Below are 16,499 nucleotides of genomic sequence, written 5' to 3'. Positions count from 1 at the left end.
CCCAGCATGGCTACGGACCGCCGCCTGACGATTACTGTCTGGAACTACTGGGGCATGTCCATGCCGCTTCTTGACCAACCCTGCAGGGAAAACCGCCACGCACCGTGCGCGTCTCCGTCCCGGAACGAGCCCTTGAGCACGAGCCCGCGGGTCTCCGCCTTGACCAGGAGCCGCCAGGTCGGGCCGCCGCCTTCCAGCGCCCTGGGGTCGATGTCGGCCACCACGCCGTGGCGGCCGGCGCGCCGGACCTCCAGGGGCACCCGGCGGCGGCCGTCGCTCAGCCACACGTTGACCTTGCCCACCTTGCGCTCGACCCGGTGGATGGCCACCTCGCCGCGCAGGCGGTACGCGGCGCCCGTCCAGGAGCAGTCGTCCACCCTGGCGATCAGCTTGAGCTCGTCGCGGGCGTCGTAGACGTCGTCGGGGATGCCGAGCCGCCGTCGCCGCCGGAAGTAGGGGTAGTCGCCGTACCAGTTGACGGTGCGGAAGCCGCGGGGGCGCACCCGGGTGCCGTCCACGCGGCTGCGGCGGAAGTCGCGGACCGCGCGCAGCTCGTCGATCATGCCGCGCCGGACGAGATGCAGCTCCAGGCGGCGCAGCGAGGGCGCGCCGGTCAGCGCGCGGGGGCTCAGCTCGTCCAGCCAGGCGTCGGCCAGCCCCAGCAACGGCACCAGGTCCTCGCCCGCCTCCCGCGCCGACTCCAGCGCCTGGAACAGGAAGACGATGTCCTTCTCCAGCACCAGGGCGTCGAACTCGGGCAGCAGCTCCGGCGCGCCGTCGTCCAGGAAGGCGCGCACCGCGCGGATGGCGGTCAGGCGCTCGTGCAGGTTGGGCAGCTGCGAGCGGCGTTGCGTGATCGAGGTCTCCCCATCGTCGCGCCGGCGCCAGTGGTAGACGACGTCGTCCACCATGTCCACGCTGGTGGCCAGGACGTGGGCCTGCATGGCGACCGGCACGTCCTCGTAGATGCCGGCGGGGAAGCGCAGGCCGTGCCGCCGCCAGAAGTCGGCGCGGTATACCTTGTTCCACACCGTACGGTCCCTGACCAGCACCTTCTTGTCGGTGATGTGGGTGCACAGCACGGGCCGCCGGAAGACGCGCTCGTGCAGGATCGACTCCTCCAGCACGCCGTCCACCATGCGCCTGACCGCGCCGCACGCCAGGTCGGAGCCGGTCTCCCCGAGCTTGGCGATCAGCACCTCGTACGCGTGCGGCGGCACGACGTCGTCGCTGTCGGCGAAGGCCAGATAGGTGCCCCTGGCCCGCCTGACGCCCTCGTTGCGAGCCGGCCCCGGCCCCAGGTTCTGCTGTTCGATCAGCGTGAAGCGGGGATCTCGGGCCACGAAGTCGTCGGCCAGCCGCCGGCTGCCGTCGATCGAGCCGTCGTCGACCATGATGACCTCGAAGTCCTCCATGGTCTGGGCGGCCAGCGATTTCAGGCACTCCGTCAGGTACGGCTCCACGTTGTGGACCGGGACGACGACACTGAGCAGGGGGATCATGACGCTCCTTGGCTTTCGTGGAAGGCGGTCGAGGGCAGCATGCCGTGGCCGCCTCGCCTGTTCCGCGTTCGATGCCCGTCCCTGATGAGCTCTTTACCCGGCATCGAATCCGCTACGTTGTGCAATGAGTCGAGCACGAATGGTAGGGGGAGCGGTGCTGAGACGCGTCCGGGACGATGATCTGCCCGTTATGCGCCACTGGCGCAACCATCCGAAAGTGCGCGCCGCCAGCTTCACCGGCCACGAGATCTCCGAGGACGAGCACGCCCGCTGGTGGGCCGCCGTCCGCGCGGACGCGAGCAGGCAGGTGCTGATCTACGACCACGCCGGGGCCCGCGCGGGGGTGGTGACGTACTCGGAGCTCGGCGGCGACAGCGCCTCCTGGGGCTTCTACCTCGACCTCGACGGCCTCGAACGGTCCGGCGCGGTGCTGAGGGCGTGGGTGGGCCTGGAGCGGGCCGCCATCGACCACGCGTTCGGCCCGCTCGGGCTGACGACCCTGCGCGGCGAGGTGCTGGCCGACAACGAGTCGGTACGGCGGCTGCACAGGCGCTTCGGGTTCGCCGAGGTCGCGACCTACCGGATGCCGGTCGACGGGGTGCCGCGCGAGGTCGTCGCCGTCCAGCTGACCAAGGAGGAGCAAGGATGATGTCCATCGGAGGGCGCGCGATCGGGGCCGACCGGCCGCCGTTCGTGATCGCCGAGATGTCCGGCAACCACAACGGCAGCCTGGAGCGGGCCCTCGCCATCGTCGACGCGGCGGCGGCCGGCGGGGCACACGCCCTGAAGCTGCAGACCTACCGGCCCGACACGATCACCGTCGATGCCGACGGCCCCGCCTTCCGCGTGGGCGACGGGCACGAGCTGTGGGGCGGCGAGAACCTCTACCGGCTGTTCGAACGCGCCCACACCCCCTGGGAGTGGCACGAGCCGATCTTCGACCGGGCCCGCGAGCACGGCCTCCTGGCCTTCTCCGCGCCCTTCGATCCCACGGCCGTGGAGCTGCTGGAGAAGCTCGACACGCCGGCGTACAAGATCGCGTCGTCGGAGATCGTCGACCTGCCGCTGATCAGGCTGGCCGCCTCCACCGGCAAACCGCTGGTCATCTCCACCGGCATGGCCACGGCGGGCGAGATCGAGGCGGCGGTGACGGCGGCCCGCGAGGCGGGTTGCACGCAGCTCGCCGTGCTGTCCTGCACCGCCTCCTACCCCGCCTCCCCCGCCGAGAGCAACCTGCGCTCGCTGCCGCTGCTGGCCGCGCTCACCGGCGCCGAGGTCGGCGTCTCCGACCACACCCCCGGCATCGGGGCCGCGCTGGCGGCGGTCGCGCTGGGCGCGTGCCTGATCGAGAAGCACGTGACGTTGTCGCGAGCCGACGGCGGCGTCGACGCGGCCTTCTCGCTGGAGCCGCCCGAGCTGGCGGCGCTGGTGGAGGAGAGCGAGCGCGCGTGGCAGTCGCTGGGCCGGCCGGTGCTCGGGCCGCGCGAGTCCGAGCTCGAGGGCCTGCGCTTCCGCCGCTCGCTCTACGTGGTGCGCGACGTACGCGCGGGCGAGGCGGTGACCAGGGAGAACGTGCGGTCGATCCGCCCCGCCGGCGGCCTGCCCCCCGACGCCATCGACGAGGTGACCGGCCGCCGCTTCACCCGCGACGCACCCCTGGGCACGCCGCTGACCTGGGACCTCATCTGACCCACAGGTCGAGGAAGGCGTCGGCGACGCGTTCCCTGCCCTTGCCGTCGACCAGCCCGCCGCCCCGCCTGCCGTGCTCCTCCCGCAGCGCGGGGTCGGCGAGCAGCCGGGCGAGCACGCCGACGGCCTCGGCGTCGGCCGCCCGGCCCAGCCCGGCGGCCACCCCCCGGCCCACCAGCGCCCGGTAGCCGGGGAGCTGGTTGTCGGCCACCCAGCTCAGCGCCGTGGGCACGCCGAGGTGCAGCAGCTCCCAGATGGCCGACCCGGCGGCGGTGACCACGAGGTCGGCGGCCGCCATCAGCTCGGGCAGGCGGTCGGTGGGCGGGATGACGGTGATGCCCTCGCCCGCCTCGAACGGCTCCGGGCTGACCAGCGTCGCCTGGAACGGCACGCCCGTGCAGGCCAGCGCCTCCGCCCAGGCGGGGGCCACGCCCGCGCTGTCGGTGCCGCCGAAGAAGCACAACACCCGCGGCACCGGCCCCGGCTGCCGCACCCTGCGCCGCCCTCGGACGCTGTCGCGCAGCAGCGCGTAGCGGGTGCCGGCGAGCCGCCAGGAGTCGCGCGGCAGCGGGAAGGGCCGGTCCTCGGCGCCCAGATTCTGGTCGAGGTAGAGGTCGGCCTCCTGGCCCAGCGGGTCGCCGTCGACGATCGCCAGCACCGGGAAGCCCGCCGCCCGCAGCGCCCCGCCGGTGCCCTCGGGCAGCTCGTACGAGTCCAGGACCACGGCGTCGAGCCGCAGCTCGCACGCCAGCGCGGCGAGCCGGTCGGGCCGCCCGGGTGCCGCCACCAGCGGCAGGCCACGGCTCCTGAGCTGGTCCATGGCCCATTCCGAACCGGAGACCGCGCCGAGGAAGACCACCTCGACGCCCCGCGCGCACAGTTCCTCGGCCAGCGCCACGCACCGCACCAGATGTCCGGCCCCGCTCCCCGCCGCGGCGTCGCAGCGCACGCCCACCCGCCCGCTCATGCGTCCTGCAGCTCCTTCTGGCGCACGTGGGCGTTGAGCTCGCAGACCTCGGGCCGGGCCCGCAACCAGCTCACCAGCGTGCGCACCGGGACGCAGGCGTCGCCCAGCTCCTCGACCACGCGGGCGATGAGCCGCCAGTCGTCCTCGGTGTCGAGGGTGACCCGCAGGTCGTCGGCCGCGGGCTGGTGGGCGAGGCCGAGCAGCCGCGACTCGCCCGGGTGCGCGTAGACATGAGAGGTCACGTGGGTGCGGTGGAAACCGGTGGCCTCGGCGTCGGCGCGCTCCAGGGCCGCCCGGCCGACGATCTCCACGTCGAGCCCGCGCGGCAGCGTCCTGGCCAGGCTCGTGCTGAGGTAGTCGAGGCCCGGGACCGCGCGGAAGACCAGCGCCGCCTCCCTGATCACGACGGGGTCGAGCAGCGGGCAGTCGGCCGTGAAGCGCATCACCGCCTCCGCCTCCCGGCCGGCCAGCGCCTGCATGAACCGGGTGAGCACGTCGTCGACGGGCCCGCGATGGCAGGCCACGCCGAGCCGGTCGCACTCGGCCGCCACCGCGTCGTCGGCGGCCTGCGTCGTCGTGGCCACCACGAGGTCGTCGAGCGCCCGCGACTCGCGCGCGGCGCGCACGACCCAGCCCAGGACGGACCGCCCCCCGAGATCGCGCAGCACCTTCCCGGGCAGCCGAGTGGAGCCCATCCGAGCCTGGATGATTCCGACAATACGCATCAAAACCACATTCCCCCGTGTGACCATACGTGGTTGATCGATCGCGCTATGCTACCGGCCTGCTCCAACGACCACAGTTCGTCAGCGCGATTTTCAGGGGGCCGCGTGAGCATTCTCAGTGGATCGTCCATTCTGATCACCGGAGGCACGGGGTCGTTCGGGAAGGCGTTCATCCGCCACGCGCTCGACTCGCTCGGGGTGCGCCGCCTGGTGGTCTTCTCCCGCGACGAGCTCAAGCAGTACGAGCTCAAGCAGCTCTTCGGCGACGACGACCGCCTGCGCTGGTTCATCGGCGACGTCCGCGACCGCGACCGCCTCACCCGCGCCATGCACGGCGTCGACCACGTCGTCCACGCCGCCGCGCTCAAGCAGGTCGACACCGCCGAGTACAACCCGTTCGAGTACGTCCGCACCAACGTCGCCGGGTCCCAGAACGTGGTCGAGGCGGCCATCGACTGCGGCGTGCGCAGGGTCGTCGCCCTGTCCACCGACAAGGCGTCCAGCCCGATCAACCTCTACGGCGCCACCAAGCTGGTCGCCGACAAGCTGTTCGTCTCGGCCAACCACTACGCCGCCGCCCACGAGACCCGCTTCGCCGTCGTCCGCTACGGCAACGTCGTGGGCAGCAGGGGCTCGGTGGTGCCGTTCTTTCTGCGGCTGGCCGAGCAGGGCGGCAGCCTGCCGATCACCGACAAGCGCATGACCCGGTTCTGGATCACCCTCGACCAGGCCGTGCGGTTCGTGGTCGACTCCTTCGACCTCATGCAGGGCGGCGAGCTCTACGTGCCGCGCATCCCCAGCATGCGCATCACCGACCTGGCCGAGGCGCTGGCCCCCGACAGCCCGGTCTACGAGATCGGCATCAGGCCGGGCGAGAAGCTGCACGAGGAGATGATCGGCCCCGACGACGGCCGCCGCACCCTCCGCCTGGCCGACCGCTACGTCGTCCAGCCCACGATCGCGACCTGGGGCTACCAGGCGCCGCAGACCGGCGAGCTGCTGCCCGAGGGCTTCTCCTACCGTTCCGACACCAACGACCGGTGGTTGTCCGTGCGCGACCTGCGTGACATGGTGGCCGGCTGATGCTGCCCTACGGACGGCAGTCCATCATCGAGTCCGACATCGAGGCGGTGGCTGAGGTGCTGCGCGGCGACTGGCTGACCACGGGCCCCGCGGTCCGGCTGTTCGAGGAAGAGCTGGCCCGCTGGACCGGCGGCGTGCCCTGCGTGTCGGTCACGTCCGGCACGGCGGCGCTGCACGTCGCCTACGTGGCGGCCGGCGTCGGCCAGGGTGACGAGGTGATCACCTCGCCGCTCACGTTCGTCGCCACGGCGGCCACGGCCGTGCTGCGCGGCGCGCGGGTGGCCTTCGCCGACGTCCAGCCCGACACCGGCAACATCGACCCCGACGCGGTCGCCGCGCTGGTCACCCACCGCACGAAGGCCGTCACCGGCGTCGACTACGCGGGCCATCCCGCCGACTACGACGAGCTGCGCACGGTCGCCGAGCGGGCCGGCGCGGTGCTGGTGGCCGACGCGGCCCACTCGATTGGCGCGTCGTACAAGGACCGGCCGGTGGGGTCGGTGGCCGACCTGACGACGTTCTCGTTCTTCCCGACCAAGACCGTCACGACCGCCGAGGGCGGCGCGGTGGCGGTGGCCGACCCCGGCCGGCTCGAACGGGCCGCCCGCTTCCGCAACCACGGCCTGGTCCGCGACCCGGCCGGGCAGCGCGACCCCGGCCACGGCGGCTGGCACCAGGAGGTGCACGAGTTCGGCCTCAACTACCGGCTGCCCGACGTGCTCTGCGCGCTGGGCGTCAGCCAGCTGCGCCGCCTCGAACGGTTCCGCGCCCGCCGCGCCGAGCTGGTCGCCCGGTACGACACGCTGCTGCGCGACGTGCCCGGCCTCACGCTGCCCGGCCGGCGGGCCTACGTCACGCCGAGCTGGCACCTCTACCCCGTGCGGGTGCGCGACGGCCGCCGCCGGGAGGTCTACGACCGCATGCGGGCCGCGGGCATCGGCGTGCAGGTCAACTACATCCCGGCGTACTGGCACCCGGTGTTCGAGGACCTCGGCTACCGGCGTGGGCTGTGCCCGCGCGCGGAGGCGTACTACGCCGAGGAGCTGTCGCTGCCGCTGTTCGCCGACCTGACCGACGGCGAGCAGGACCTCGTCGTCGAGACCCTCACCTCGATCCTCGCCGGATGAGCCCGGCCCTCAGCGTTCGGCCAGCAGCAGGCAGCCGTCCTCGCTGCGGTCGATGAGGAAGCGCCGGTCGTCCACGGTGGCGACCTGGCGCTCGGCCCGCCGTACGAGCGGGCGGATGGGCCGGCCCTGGTCGATGACCACCTCCCACCACGACTCGCGGCCGACGCTCTCGTCGATGCCGGCCAGCGGCACCCGCGCCGAGAAGTCCTGGCCGGCCAGCGCGACGGGGAAGTACATCTCCTCGCCGTCGCTCTTGCGCCGCAGCCGCACCACCGGCTCGCCGTCGCCGAGGTCGTTGATCCGGCCCGAGAACACCAGGTGGCCGTCGTCCACGCGGCACTCGCCGATGAGCGCCTGGGCGTTGCGCAGCCGCAGCCCCCACCCGCCCTTGGAACCGCGCGCCGGCACCAGCCACACGCCCGACCTGCGGCGCGGCGCAGGCACCTGCGGCGGCAGCCAGCGCGGCCCGGCCACCCTGGCGTCGAGCCTCAGCCCGTGGCCCCTGAGCTGCACGCGCAGGTCCCAGTGGCCGCGACGGGCGAGCTGGACGGGCGTGAACACCGCGGGATCGACCGCGAACGCGAACGGGAAGGCGTGCTCGGGCGCCTCGACGCCCTCCTCCAGCTCGACGGTCTCCCAGACCGGGGCGCTCTCCTCGTCCGACAGGCGGATGATCTCGCCGGTCGCGCGCTCGGCCAGCCAGGCGCGCATGCGCACCCGGCGCAGCGCGCCGGCGTCGAAGCGGCCCAGCGCGGCCCGGCCCGCGCCGGTCAGCACGCCGGCGCGCCACTCCAGCGACACCAGGCGGGCGGTGAGGGCCAGCTCCTCGGAGACCTCCGACAGGTGCGCCGGGATCGCCGGGTGGCGGCCGTACCAGCGCCTGCGCAGCAGGCCCGCCGGTCTGACGCGGGGTTGCAGCCGGCCCTCGCGGGCCTGCTCGTGCACCCCGGCCAGCTCCTGCAGCCGCCGCCGGTGCAGCAGGTGCACCTGGATCCGGTGCTCGAACGGGACGCTCAGCCAGGACTCGCGGGACACGCCGTCAAGGTAGCGGACCATCAGGTCGAGCAGCTCGGGCCGCATCCCCGTCGTGGCGGCCGCCTCGACCGCCACCGTCATGTCGATGTCGAGCGTGTCACGGTCGAAGTCGGGCTTGAGCCCCGGCGCGTCGCGGGCCAGCAGGTCGGCGGTCTGCAGCACCGACAACATCCGGTCGCGCAGGTTGCCCGGCTCCAGGCGGCGCTGGGTGATCGAGGAGCCGGGCTCGTCGCGCTGCCGCCAGTGGTAGACGACCTTGGACAGCACGTCCACCGACCGGGCGCCCACGTGGGCGGCCATGGCGACGGGCTGGTCCTCGTACATGCGCTCGGGGAAGCTCAGGCCCAGCCGGTCCCAGAAGGACCGGCGGTAGACCTTGTTCCACAACATGCGGTCGCGGATCAGCAGCGGGTGGCGGGTGATGTGGGTACGCCGCATCGGCGTCGCGAACGCCTCCCGATGGGCCCAGGAGGGGATGAGCAGGTTGCGGTAGAGCCGCATGACGTTCCCGCAGGCCAGGTCGGAGCCCGTGGACTCCAGCGAGGACACCAGCCGCTTGAACGCCTCCCGCGGCACGGTGTCGTCGCCGTCGACGAAGGCCAGGTAGCGGCCGGCGGCCTGGGTCAGGCCGACGTTGCGGGCCTTTCCGACGCCCTGGTTGGGCTGCCTGATGAGACGGATCCGGGGATCGGCCGCCTGCCTGGACTCGACCTCGGCGCACCCGTCGTCGCGGCTGCCGTCGTCGACGCAGATGACCTCCAGGTCGGACATCGTCTGGCCGGAGATGGAGTCCAGGCAGGGACCGATGTACTTCTCGACGTTGTGGAACGGGACGATCACCGAAAGAACCGGCACATGCACTCCTCAGCGTTGTCGTCGGCTCGTCAGCCGGACAGCAGTCGGAAGACCCGGCGGGCGACCTTGCGCGGGCGGGCCAGACGGCGGGAGAGGCGGTACCCGAGCGTGCGCCGGTAGGCGGCGGTCTTGCGCTGGGTCCTTCTCAGCTTGGACCTGGCCCGCACCAGCTCGCGCTCGCGGTAGGAGAGCTTGGTCTCCAGCCGGGAGATCCTGGCCAGAGCGGCGGTGAGCTGGTCGGCCAGGCGGTCGCGGGCGCCGAGCAGGTCACGGTAGGTGGGCGGGTCGGCGTGCTCGGCCGGGTGGCCCAGCTCGGCGTCGAACTTGCGGGCCAGGTCGAGGTCGCCCTGGTCGCAGGGACGTCCGGCCATGCCGCAGAGGGTCAGTGTGAGCTGGTCGGCCTCCAGCGGCCACGGCCACGGGTGGTGGTGGCCCGCCGCGAGCAGCCGTACGGCGAACCGCCACAGCACCCGGCACAGCACCACGCGCGGCTCGGGCGGCACGGCCGGCGCGGCGGTCTGGACGATGGCGGCGAACCGCTCGCCGTCGTGCACCAGGCCGTCGGCGGTCACGCAGGGGCCGCCGTCGGTCTCCAGCCAGTCGGCCAGCGCCGACAGCAGCTCGCGCACGGCCCTGGTGTCCTCGCGGGCGCACGCCTCGACCAGGATCTCCTCGACCACCCGGCCGGCCGGGACCGGACGCTCGGCGCCGTCGGGCAACCGCCGCATGCCGCCCCTGGTCAGCTCATGGACGACGGCCCCCTCCTCGATCAGGCCGAGCGGCAGCTCGACCGCGCCCTCCGCCTCTTCCCCGCCTGGCGTGCGCGGGGGCGACGGCGGCCGGGTGGCGACGGCGAGCCACAGCGGGGCCAGCTCCTCCCCCAGCCGGTGGCGGAACACCAGCCGGGTGAGCCGCAGCGGGTCGGCCACCAGCAGGCGGTCGCCGCCCTTGGCGCTCAGCGGGAACGTGATCGCCTCCGGCAGGTCGAAGGCGAGCGCCTCACGCGCCAGCAGCGCCCGGGGGGCCTGCCGCCCCGGATAGGCCGCGTAGCAGCGCTCGACGCTCAGCCCCGCCCCCTCAAGGGCGCCGTCGAGCGCGCCAGGCCCGCTCGGGTGGCTGGGGTCGAACCCGTGCGGGGCCCACTGGTCGTCGCCGCCCTCCCGGTCGGCGGGCCTGGCCTCGATGAACCGGTCGACGCCCAGGTCGTTGCGCACGCCCAGCACCAGCCGCCCGCCGGGCGCGACGAGGGCGGACAGCGCGTGCAGCGACTCGATCCACGCCGCCGCCGGCGCCTCGGCCGAGTGCGTGCGCAGCAGCCCGTCGAGCGCCAGCACCAGCTCGTACGGCTCGTCGGCGTCGAACAGGTCGAGCCGCCCGCAGTGGACGGCGAGCCGCGGATGGCGTTCGCCGAGTGCGCAGGCGTCGGGGTAGGAGCGCAGCAGCACGGCCGTCTCGCCGGCCCGGTCCACCACGTCGTCGACCAGCACCTGCGGGTGCGGCCCGACCAGCAGCACCCGGCCGGTCGCCGGAATCACGCGGCTGACCAGCTCCAGGGCCGCGCCGCGCCAGTCGGTGACGCCGGCGACGTGGGACAGGTCCGACCACAGCAGCATCTCGCCGCCGATCAGGCGCACGTTCGCGGGCACCTCGCTCACGCGCTCGCTCATGACGTCACCCCGTGGAGCGCGCCCGGCCGCCCGGAGGCGGTCGCCCTCGCCCGGGGCCCGGGACGTCCGGCTCCCAGCGCTCCTCCTCCTGCCGGCGCTCCCCCGGGCACCCGCTTCCATCCGAACATTCGCCGTAGCTCCTCCGGTGTCGCCTGATGTTCGAATCCCAGCTCCTGCCGCGCCACCTCGGCGGCCAGCTCGGGATCGACGTGCGTGCCGTGCAGCTCGGGCCAGAGCCGCATGCGGCGCGCCGTGCCGCCGTACTCGGGGCGCTCGTCCTCGTACTGCATCGGGTCTCCGTAGACGGCGACCTCGCAGCCGACGGAGGCGCCGTAGAACAGCGCGCTGCCGAGCCGGTTGGAGGCCACCCTGCGGTGACGCCGCAACTGGATCAGCTGCCGGCGCAGGAAGTCGCGCCCCTTGCTCTCCCACCGGGAGCCGCGCTCGCCGTGACAGATGACCTTGAATCCCCTCGATTCGTACGCCCGCCGAATGTCCGGATTCGCATATTCCAGCCAGTAAAGACAGACAGTTACCGGTTCGGTCTCGACATTTCGGATTTCGTCGGCGAGGAGGGCATGATCCCCGGTCACGGACGACTTCTCCCAGCCATGAAAGGGATACCAGATCGTACCCTTGCGTTCGGAGACCACGCCGAGCTCAGGCTCCAGGTGAATCAGGTAGATCCAGGGCGCGCCGATGAGGTAGTGGCCGCGTCTGCCCATCGACCAGCCCCGGCGACGAAGCACGTCAGACCAGACGAAACGGGGATATCCGGGGCTGCACCAATGGTCATTCGGGGGAAATCCGTGGAGATAGTTCCATCCGTGTTGAAGGAAGCCCTGGATTCGCTTCGGCGTCTCGTCCGGCAGCTCGCAGTACCTGCCCAGAATGCGCGAGTGCCCGTACCAGTGATTGGATTCGTCCATCATTCCCCCTGTAGCGGTTGGCGCGCCCCTTGGGACATTCCCAGCCCCGAACGACGGCCACGCGCCGTTATACGCTTCCATTACTCACGTCGGGGGTTTGGTTTCTCCTGCCACCGCAATCCCCGCTACACTGCGTCGTGGCTTGAGGACAGAGAGTGAGACATCATGAGTCATCTCGACCGCCTGCGGGCCGTCTTCCGCACGGCGCTCAACCTGCCGGCCGACGCACACGTCGACGGTCTCGAATACCGCGGCATCCCCCAGTGGGACTCCCTGGCCCACATGGCGTTGATCGCGGCGATGGAGGACGAGTTCTCCATCATGATCGACACCGACGACATGATCGACATGAGCTCGTTCGCCAAGGCGGGCGAGCTGCTGGAGAAGCATGGAATCGGCGCAGCCGCGCTCTGAGGCCCGCGTCGCCCTGGTCACGGGGTCGACGAGGGGCATCGGCCGCGCCATCGCCACCACCCTGGCCGCCACCGGCCACACCGTCGTCCTGCACGGCCGCGACGCCGAGCGCGCCGAGAAGGCCGCCTCCGAGGTGGCCGCGGCGACCGGCGGCCAGACGTGGTCCGTCCACGGCGACGTGGCCGACCGGGCCGCGGTCGCCGGCCACATGCGCGAGATCACCCGGCGCCACGGGCGGCTCGACGCCCTGGTGGTCAACGCCGGCGTCTACGCATCCGGCCCGCTGGCCATGACCCGCGCCGAGACCCTCGACGAGCTCTACCGCACCAACGCCCTGGCCCCGGCCCACACGCTGCAACTGGCGTTCCGGCTGCTGCTGCGCGGGCAGGGCCCTGCCGTCGTGCTGGTCTCCTCGCTCATGGGCCGGGCGGGCGGCGCCAACCAGGCGGCCTACTCCGCGACCAAGGCGTCCGTCATCGGCCTCACCCTGGCCGCCGCCAGGGAGATGGGCCCGGCCGGCATCAGGGTCAACACCGTGGCCCCCGGCTACGTCGAGACCGACATGCTGAAGACGCTGCGGCCCGACGACCGCGAGACGGCGATCTCGGCGACCCCGCTGCGGCGCATCGGCCGGCCCGACGACGTCGCCCAGGCGGTGGCGTTCCTGCTCTCGCCCGCCGCCTCGTACATCACCGGCCAGGTGCTCGGGGTCGACGGCGGGCTGGTGCCGTGATGTTCCCATCCCGGCAGGCCGGGCTCGTCGTCGCCGGCGAGCAGGAGGGGCTGGCCGGCGACGAGCTGGCCCGGCGCGTCGCCCGCGTGGCCGAGGCCCTGTCCCGGCTGCGGCCGGGGCCGCTGTTCTGCGGCATGCGCAACAACCTGGCGTCCGTGCTGCGCTATCTCGCCGCCTGGCAGACCGGCAGGCCGATCGCGCTGCTCGACCCCGACCTGTCGGCCGCGGCCCTGGCCGACCTGGTGAGCCGGTTCCGGCCCGCGGCGCTGGTGGGGTTCACCCACGCGCCCGACGGGCCGCCGGGCGCCCGCGGCCAGGCCCCCGACCCGCATCCCGACCTGGCCGTGCTCCTGGCCACCTCGGGCTCGACGGGCAACCCCAAGCTGGTGCGGCTGTCCCGGGAGGCGGTCGCGGCCAACGCCGCCGCCATCGCCTCGGCGTTGTCGATCATGCCCGGCGAGATCGCGCCCACCAGCCTGCCGCTGCACTACAGCTACGGCCTGTCGGTGCTCAACAGCCATCTGCACGCGGGGGCGACGGTCGTCCTGACCGAGGCCGGGCTGCTCGAACGGTCCTTCTGGACACACCTCGACGAGCACAAGTGCACCTCGCTCGCGGCCGTCCCCTACCAGTACGAGATGCTGCGCAGGCTCCGCTTCGACCGCGCCGAGCATCCCACGATCCGCACGCTCACCCAGGCCGGCGGCCGGCTCAGCCCCGAGCTGGTGTCCCTGTTCGCCGCCCAGGCCGACCGCTTCTTCGTCATGTACGGGCAGACGGAGGCCACGGCCCGCATCGCCGTCCTGCCGCCCGACCGGCTCGCCGACAAGCCGGGCTCGGCCGGGCAGGCCGTCCCCGGCGGGCGGCTGACGATCGACGGCGGCGAGGTCGTCTACCAGGGGCCCAACGTCATGATGGGCTACGCCGAGACCGCCGCCGACCTGGCCAGGCCCGACGACCTGGGCGGGGTGCTGCGCACCGGCGACCTCGGCCGGCTCGACGACGAGGGCTTCCTCTACGTCACGGGCCGGCTCAGGCGCATCGCCAAGATCTTCGGCGTACGGGTCAACCTCGACGACGTCGAGCAGCTGCTGCGCGACACCGTGCCGGTCGCGGCGACCAGCGGCGACGACCGGGTCACGGTGTGGGCCGAAGGGCTCGACGCGGCCGGGTGCCGCAACCTGGCCCGCCGGCTGGGCGCCGAGCTGCGGCTCCACTGGAGCGGCTTCGACGTGCGCGCCGTCGAACGGCTGCCGCTGCTGCCCACCGGCAAGATCGACTACCGGGCGCTGGAGTCGGCCGCGGAGGCCGGGCGGTGAGCGTGTTCACGCTCGACGCGGCCGCGCGGGAGGAGGTGCTGGCCGGGGAGCTGGCGGCGCTGACCGAGCGGCACCGGCGGGCGTGCCCGCCCTACCGGCGGATCCTCGACGCGATCGGCGCCCATCCGCCCTACGGCCGGGTGGCCGACCTGCCGTGGCTGCCGGTGCGGCTGTTCAAGACCCACGAGCTGCGCAGCGTCCCGTCCGAGGCGGTGTTCCGGGTCCTGACCTCCAGCGGCACCACCGGGCAGCGGCCGAGCCGGGTCTACCTCGACCGGGAGGCGGCCGCCGCGCAGCCGCGCATGCTGGCCGCGACCCTGCGGGCGGTGCTGGGCGAGCGGCGGCTGCCCATGCTGATCGTCGACGGCCGCTCGGTCGTCCGCGGCCCGGCCCTGAGCGCCCGGGGGGCCGGGGTGCTCGGGATGATGAACTTCGGCAGAGACCACACCTTCGTCCTCGACGAGCAGGGCGAGGTCGACGCGGCGGCCGTCGAGGCGTTCCTGGCCCGCCACGGCGGCGAGCCGTTCCTGGTCTTCGGGTTCACGTTCATGGTCTGGCTCTACCTGCTCGGCCTGGGGGCCGACCTGTCCCAGGGCGTGCTGATCCATTCGGGCGGCTGGAAGCGGCTGGCCGAGCAGGCGGTCGACAACGACGCCTTCCGCCGGCGGCTGGCGTCCGAGTGCGGGCTGACCAGGGTCCACAACTTCTACGGCATGGTCGAGCAGATCGGCACGGTCTTCCTGGAGGGCCCCGACGGCGACGGGCTCTACTGCCCCGACTTCGCCGACGTCGTCATCCGCGACCCCGGCACCTGGCGGGAGGTCCCGCCCGGCGAGCCGGGGCTGATCGAGGTGGTCAGCACCCTGCCCACCTCCTATCCCGGCCACGCGCTGCTGACCGAAGACCTCGGCATGGTGCACGGCGTCGACGACGGCCACTGGCCGGGCAAGCGGTTCACCGTGCTGGGCAGGTTGCCGCGGGCCGAGGCGCGCGGCTGCAGCGACACGTTCGGGCAGGCCGGCTGATGACCGATCGATCGATCACCACCCGGATCCCGCGAGTGGGCGACGCGGGCGGGGTCGAGGTGCGTTTTCCGCCCGGCGGCTCGCCCGTCCCCGTCGAGGAGTTGGTCGCGCAGGTGCGGCGGGGCGCGCCCCTTGAGGTGGGCGACGAGCGGGTGCGCGCGTTCCTGGCGGCGTTCGGCAAGCGGCTGCTGCGGCCCGCGCTGGCCCGCCGCCATCCCGAGCTGGGCTCGCTGGGGTTCTTCCTGCGGCCCAGCGAGCTGGCCCGCACCCTCGAAGAGCTGCGCACCCCGCACGTACGCGTGCCGCGCGGCCTGGTCTTCCACCTCCCGCCGGCCAACGTGGACACGGTCTTCGTCTACTCCTGGGCCCTGTCGGCCCTGATGGGCAACCGCAACGTGGTCCGCCTGTCGCCGCGGGCGGGGGCGGTCGCCGCGGTCGTCCTCGACACGCTCCGGGAGGCGCTGGCCGACGCCGATCCGGTGGTGACGGCCACGCAGCGCATCGTCTCCTACGACCGGCGTGCCGAGGCGGTCACCGCCGCCCTGTCGGCGGCCTGCGACCTGCGGGTGATCTGGGGCGGCGACGACACCGTACGCGAGGTGCGCCGCCACTCGCTCGCGCCGCACGCCCGCGACCTGACCTTCCCCGACCGCTCGTCCTTCGCGGTGGTGAACGCGGCGGCGTGGCTGTGCGCGCCCCGCGCGGCCAGGGTGGCGGCGGCCGAGGGGTTCGTCAACGACAGCTACTGGTTCGACCAGGCCGCCTGCTCCTCTCCCCGGACCGTGTTCTGGGTGGGGGCCGACGACGACTGCGAGGCGGCGCGGGCCGACTTCACCGAGCAGGTGTCGCGGGTGCTGGCCGGGCGCGGCTGGGACGTCGACGCCGCGATGGCGGTGGAGAAGCGGGTCTCGGTCTACGGGCTGGCCGCCGACGGGCTGGTCGATCTGATCGAGTTCCGGGGCAACGCGCTGGCCAACGTGACGCTGGCGGCGGCGGCCGCCATGCCGCGGCGGTGGCTGGGCGCGGGCACGTTCGCGCACGCGCGGGTGCGGACCCTGGCGGAGCTGATCCCGATGGTCGAGCGCAAAGACCAGACGTTGACCCATTTCGGCTTCTCGCTGGGCGAGCTGGAGGAGCTGGCCCGGGAGCTCGCCGGGCGCGGGGTCGATCGCATGGTGCCGGTGGGCAGCGCGTTGAGCTTCCACCGGGTGTGGGACGGCGTCGACCTGCCGGGCGAGTTCACGCGACTGGTGACCGTGGTCAGATGAGCCCTCATCGGACGAACCGGCCACGCTCGGGGCCGGAGCACCGATGACGACCGTTCCTCCGCAGGCCATCGCGCCGCCGGGCGATGATCCCCCCGTGGCGACCGGCCCGTCATCCGGGACGGGCGGCCCCCGGCGCCCGGCGCTCTCCTTCGCGGTCGTCG

15 protein-coding genes are annotated in these 16,499 nt (G+C 73.2%); 9 read left to right on the top strand and 6 right to left on the bottom strand.

What is annotated here, in order from left to right:
* Positions 1–44: 44 nt before the first annotated feature.
* Positions 45–1,502, bottom strand: a complete 1,458-nt coding sequence (locus tag AB0J46_RS33945) for a glycosyltransferase (RefSeq protein ID WP_364338199.1) — start codon at positions 1,500–1,502, stop codon at positions 45–47.
* Between the two features lie 124 nt (positions 1,503–1,626).
* On the opposite strand from AB0J46_RS33945, the gene AB0J46_RS33940 reads away from it, so the two are divergent.
* Both AB0J46_RS33940 and pseI read left to right on the top strand, forming a co-directional pair.
* Entirely contained in the window at positions 1,627–2,151 is a 525-nt protein-coding gene (locus AB0J46_RS33940) for a GNAT family N-acetyltransferase (RefSeq protein WP_364338198.1), read from the top strand.
* The gene (pseI, locus tag AB0J46_RS33935; RefSeq protein ID WP_364338197.1) at positions 2,148–3,191 is read left to right on the top strand and encodes a pseudaminic acid synthase; all 1,044 of its coding nucleotides are present in this window, start codon (positions 2,148–2,150) and stop codon (positions 3,189–3,191) included. Before AB0J46_RS33940 ends, pseI begins: the two co-directional genes overlap by 4 nt.
* On the opposite strand, the gene AB0J46_RS33930 is transcribed toward pseI, so the two are convergent.
* Both AB0J46_RS33930 and AB0J46_RS33925 read right to left on the bottom strand, forming a co-directional pair.
* A complete protein-coding gene (locus AB0J46_RS33930; protein ID WP_364338196.1) occupies positions 3,184–4,158 on the bottom strand; it encodes a hypothetical protein in 975 nt (324 codons plus the stop codon). The two genes, pseI and AB0J46_RS33930, sit on opposite strands and share 8 nt — an antisense overlap.
* Positions 4,155–4,883, bottom strand: coding sequence for a glycosyltransferase family protein (locus AB0J46_RS33925; protein ID WP_364338195.1), 729 nt, complete (start codon positions 4,881–4,883; stop codon positions 4,155–4,157). The genes AB0J46_RS33930 and AB0J46_RS33925 overlap by 4 nt, the downstream gene beginning before the upstream one ends.
* Positions 4,884–4,988: 105 nt before the next feature.
* Here AB0J46_RS33925 and pseB point away from each other — a divergent pair, with 105 nt between their 5' ends.
* Together pseB and AB0J46_RS33915 are read left to right on the top strand one after the other, a co-directional pair.
* Positions 4,989–5,966, top strand: coding sequence for a UDP-N-acetylglucosamine 4,6-dehydratase (inverting) (gene pseB / locus AB0J46_RS33920; RefSeq protein ID WP_364338194.1), 978 nt, complete (start codon positions 4,989–4,991; stop codon positions 5,964–5,966).
* Positions 5,966–7,093, top strand: a complete 1,128-nt coding sequence (locus AB0J46_RS33915; protein WP_364338193.1) for an aminotransferase class I/II-fold pyridoxal phosphate-dependent enzyme — start codon at positions 5,966–5,968, stop codon at positions 7,091–7,093. Before pseB ends, AB0J46_RS33915 begins: the two co-directional genes overlap by 1 nt.
* Positions 7,094–7,102: 9 nt before the next feature.
* On the opposite strand, the gene AB0J46_RS33910 is transcribed toward AB0J46_RS33915, so the two are convergent.
* Genes AB0J46_RS33910 through AB0J46_RS33900 form a run of 3 tightly spaced genes read right to left on the bottom strand, consistent with a single transcriptional unit; the run spans position 7,103 to position 11,582 of the window.
* Positions 7,103–8,983, bottom strand: coding sequence for a glycosyltransferase family 2 protein (locus AB0J46_RS33910; protein ID WP_364338192.1), 1,881 nt, complete (start codon positions 8,981–8,983; stop codon positions 7,103–7,105).
* A 29-nt stretch (positions 8,984–9,012) separates the two neighbouring features.
* Positions 9,013–10,650, bottom strand: coding sequence for a hypothetical protein (locus tag AB0J46_RS33905; RefSeq protein ID WP_364338191.1), 1,638 nt, complete (start codon positions 10,648–10,650; stop codon positions 9,013–9,015).
* On the bottom strand, positions 10,647–11,582 hold the full coding sequence (locus AB0J46_RS33900) for a hypothetical protein (protein WP_364338190.1): 936 nt from the start codon (positions 11,580–11,582) through the stop codon (positions 10,647–10,649). The genes AB0J46_RS33905 and AB0J46_RS33900 overlap by 4 nt, the downstream gene beginning before the upstream one ends.
* A gap of 162 nt (positions 11,583–11,744) precedes the next feature.
* Here AB0J46_RS33900 and AB0J46_RS33895 point away from each other — a divergent pair, with 162 nt between their 5' ends.
* Genes AB0J46_RS33895 through AB0J46_RS33875 form a run of 5 tightly spaced genes read left to right on the top strand, consistent with a single transcriptional unit; the run spans position 11,745 to position 16,338 of the window.
* Positions 11,745–11,993, top strand: a complete 249-nt coding sequence (locus AB0J46_RS33895; protein WP_364338189.1) for an acyl carrier protein — start codon at positions 11,745–11,747, stop codon at positions 11,991–11,993.
* A complete protein-coding gene (locus tag AB0J46_RS33890; protein WP_364338188.1) occupies positions 11,968–12,726 on the top strand; it encodes an SDR family oxidoreductase in 759 nt (252 codons plus the stop codon). The genes AB0J46_RS33895 and AB0J46_RS33890 overlap by 26 nt, the downstream gene beginning before the upstream one ends.
* Entirely contained in the window at positions 12,726–14,045 is a 1,320-nt protein-coding gene (locus tag AB0J46_RS33885; protein WP_364338187.1) for an AMP-binding protein, read from the top strand. The genes AB0J46_RS33890 and AB0J46_RS33885 overlap by 1 nt, the downstream gene beginning before the upstream one ends.
* The gene (locus AB0J46_RS33880; RefSeq protein WP_364338186.1) at positions 14,042–15,070 is read left to right on the top strand and encodes an acyl-protein synthetase; all 1,029 of its coding nucleotides are present in this window, start codon (positions 14,042–14,044) and stop codon (positions 15,068–15,070) included. Before AB0J46_RS33885 ends, AB0J46_RS33880 begins: the two co-directional genes overlap by 4 nt.
* Entirely contained in the window at positions 15,070–16,338 is a 1,269-nt protein-coding gene (locus tag AB0J46_RS33875) for an acyl-CoA reductase (protein ID WP_364338185.1), read from the top strand. The genes AB0J46_RS33880 and AB0J46_RS33875 overlap by 1 nt, the downstream gene beginning before the upstream one ends.
* The last annotated feature ends 161 nt before the right edge of the window (positions 16,339–16,499 follow it).

The organism is Nonomuraea sp. NPDC049758, from assembly GCF_040674635.1.
Taxonomy (GTDB): domain Bacteria; phylum Actinomycetota; class Actinomycetes; order Streptosporangiales; family Streptosporangiaceae; genus Nonomuraea.
Note: the sequence above shows the minus strand (reverse complement) of the source record. Positions and strands in the feature narration are given on the sequence as shown.

Excerpts from the sequence above, each read along its gene's own strand:
- AB0J46_RS33890 (WP_364338188.1), top strand. The coding sequence starts at position 11,968 with ATGGAATCGGCGCAGCCGCGCTCTGAGGCCCGCGTCGCCCTGGTCACG.
- AB0J46_RS33915 (WP_364338193.1), top strand. The coding sequence starts at position 5,966 with ATGCTGCCCTACGGACGGCAGTCCATCATCGAGTCCGACATCGAGGCG.
- AB0J46_RS33945 (WP_364338199.1), bottom strand. The coding sequence starts at position 1,502 with ATGATCCCCCTGCTCAGTGTCGTCGTCCCGGTCCACAACGTGGAGCCG.
- AB0J46_RS33905 (WP_364338191.1), bottom strand. The coding sequence starts at position 10,650 with ATGAGCGAGCGCGTGAGCGAGGTGCCCGCGAACGTGCGCCTGATCGGC.
- pseI (WP_364338197.1), top strand. The coding sequence starts at position 2,148 with ATGATGTCCATCGGAGGGCGCGCGATCGGGGCCGACCGGCCGCCGTTC.
- AB0J46_RS33900 (WP_364338190.1), bottom strand. The coding sequence starts at position 11,582 with ATGATGGACGAATCCAATCACTGGTACGGGCACTCGCGCATTCTGGGC.
- AB0J46_RS33885 (WP_364338187.1), top strand. The coding sequence starts at position 12,726 with ATGTTCCCATCCCGGCAGGCCGGGCTCGTCGTCGCCGGCGAGCAGGAG.
- AB0J46_RS33895 (WP_364338189.1), top strand. The coding sequence starts at position 11,745 with ATGAGTCATCTCGACCGCCTGCGGGCCGTCTTCCGCACGGCGCTCAAC.
- AB0J46_RS33930 (WP_364338196.1), bottom strand. The coding sequence starts at position 4,158 with ATGAGCGGGCGGGTGGGCGTGCGCTGCGACGCCGCGGCGGGGAGCGGG.
- AB0J46_RS33875 (WP_364338185.1), top strand. The coding sequence starts at position 15,070 with ATGACCGATCGATCGATCACCACCCGGATCCCGCGAGTGGGCGACGCG.
- AB0J46_RS33925 (WP_364338195.1), bottom strand. The coding sequence starts at position 4,883 with ATGCGTATTGTCGGAATCATCCAGGCTCGGATGGGCTCCACTCGGCTG.
- AB0J46_RS33940 (WP_364338198.1), top strand. The coding sequence starts at position 1,627 with ATGAGTCGAGCACGAATGGTAGGGGGAGCGGTGCTGAGACGCGTCCGG.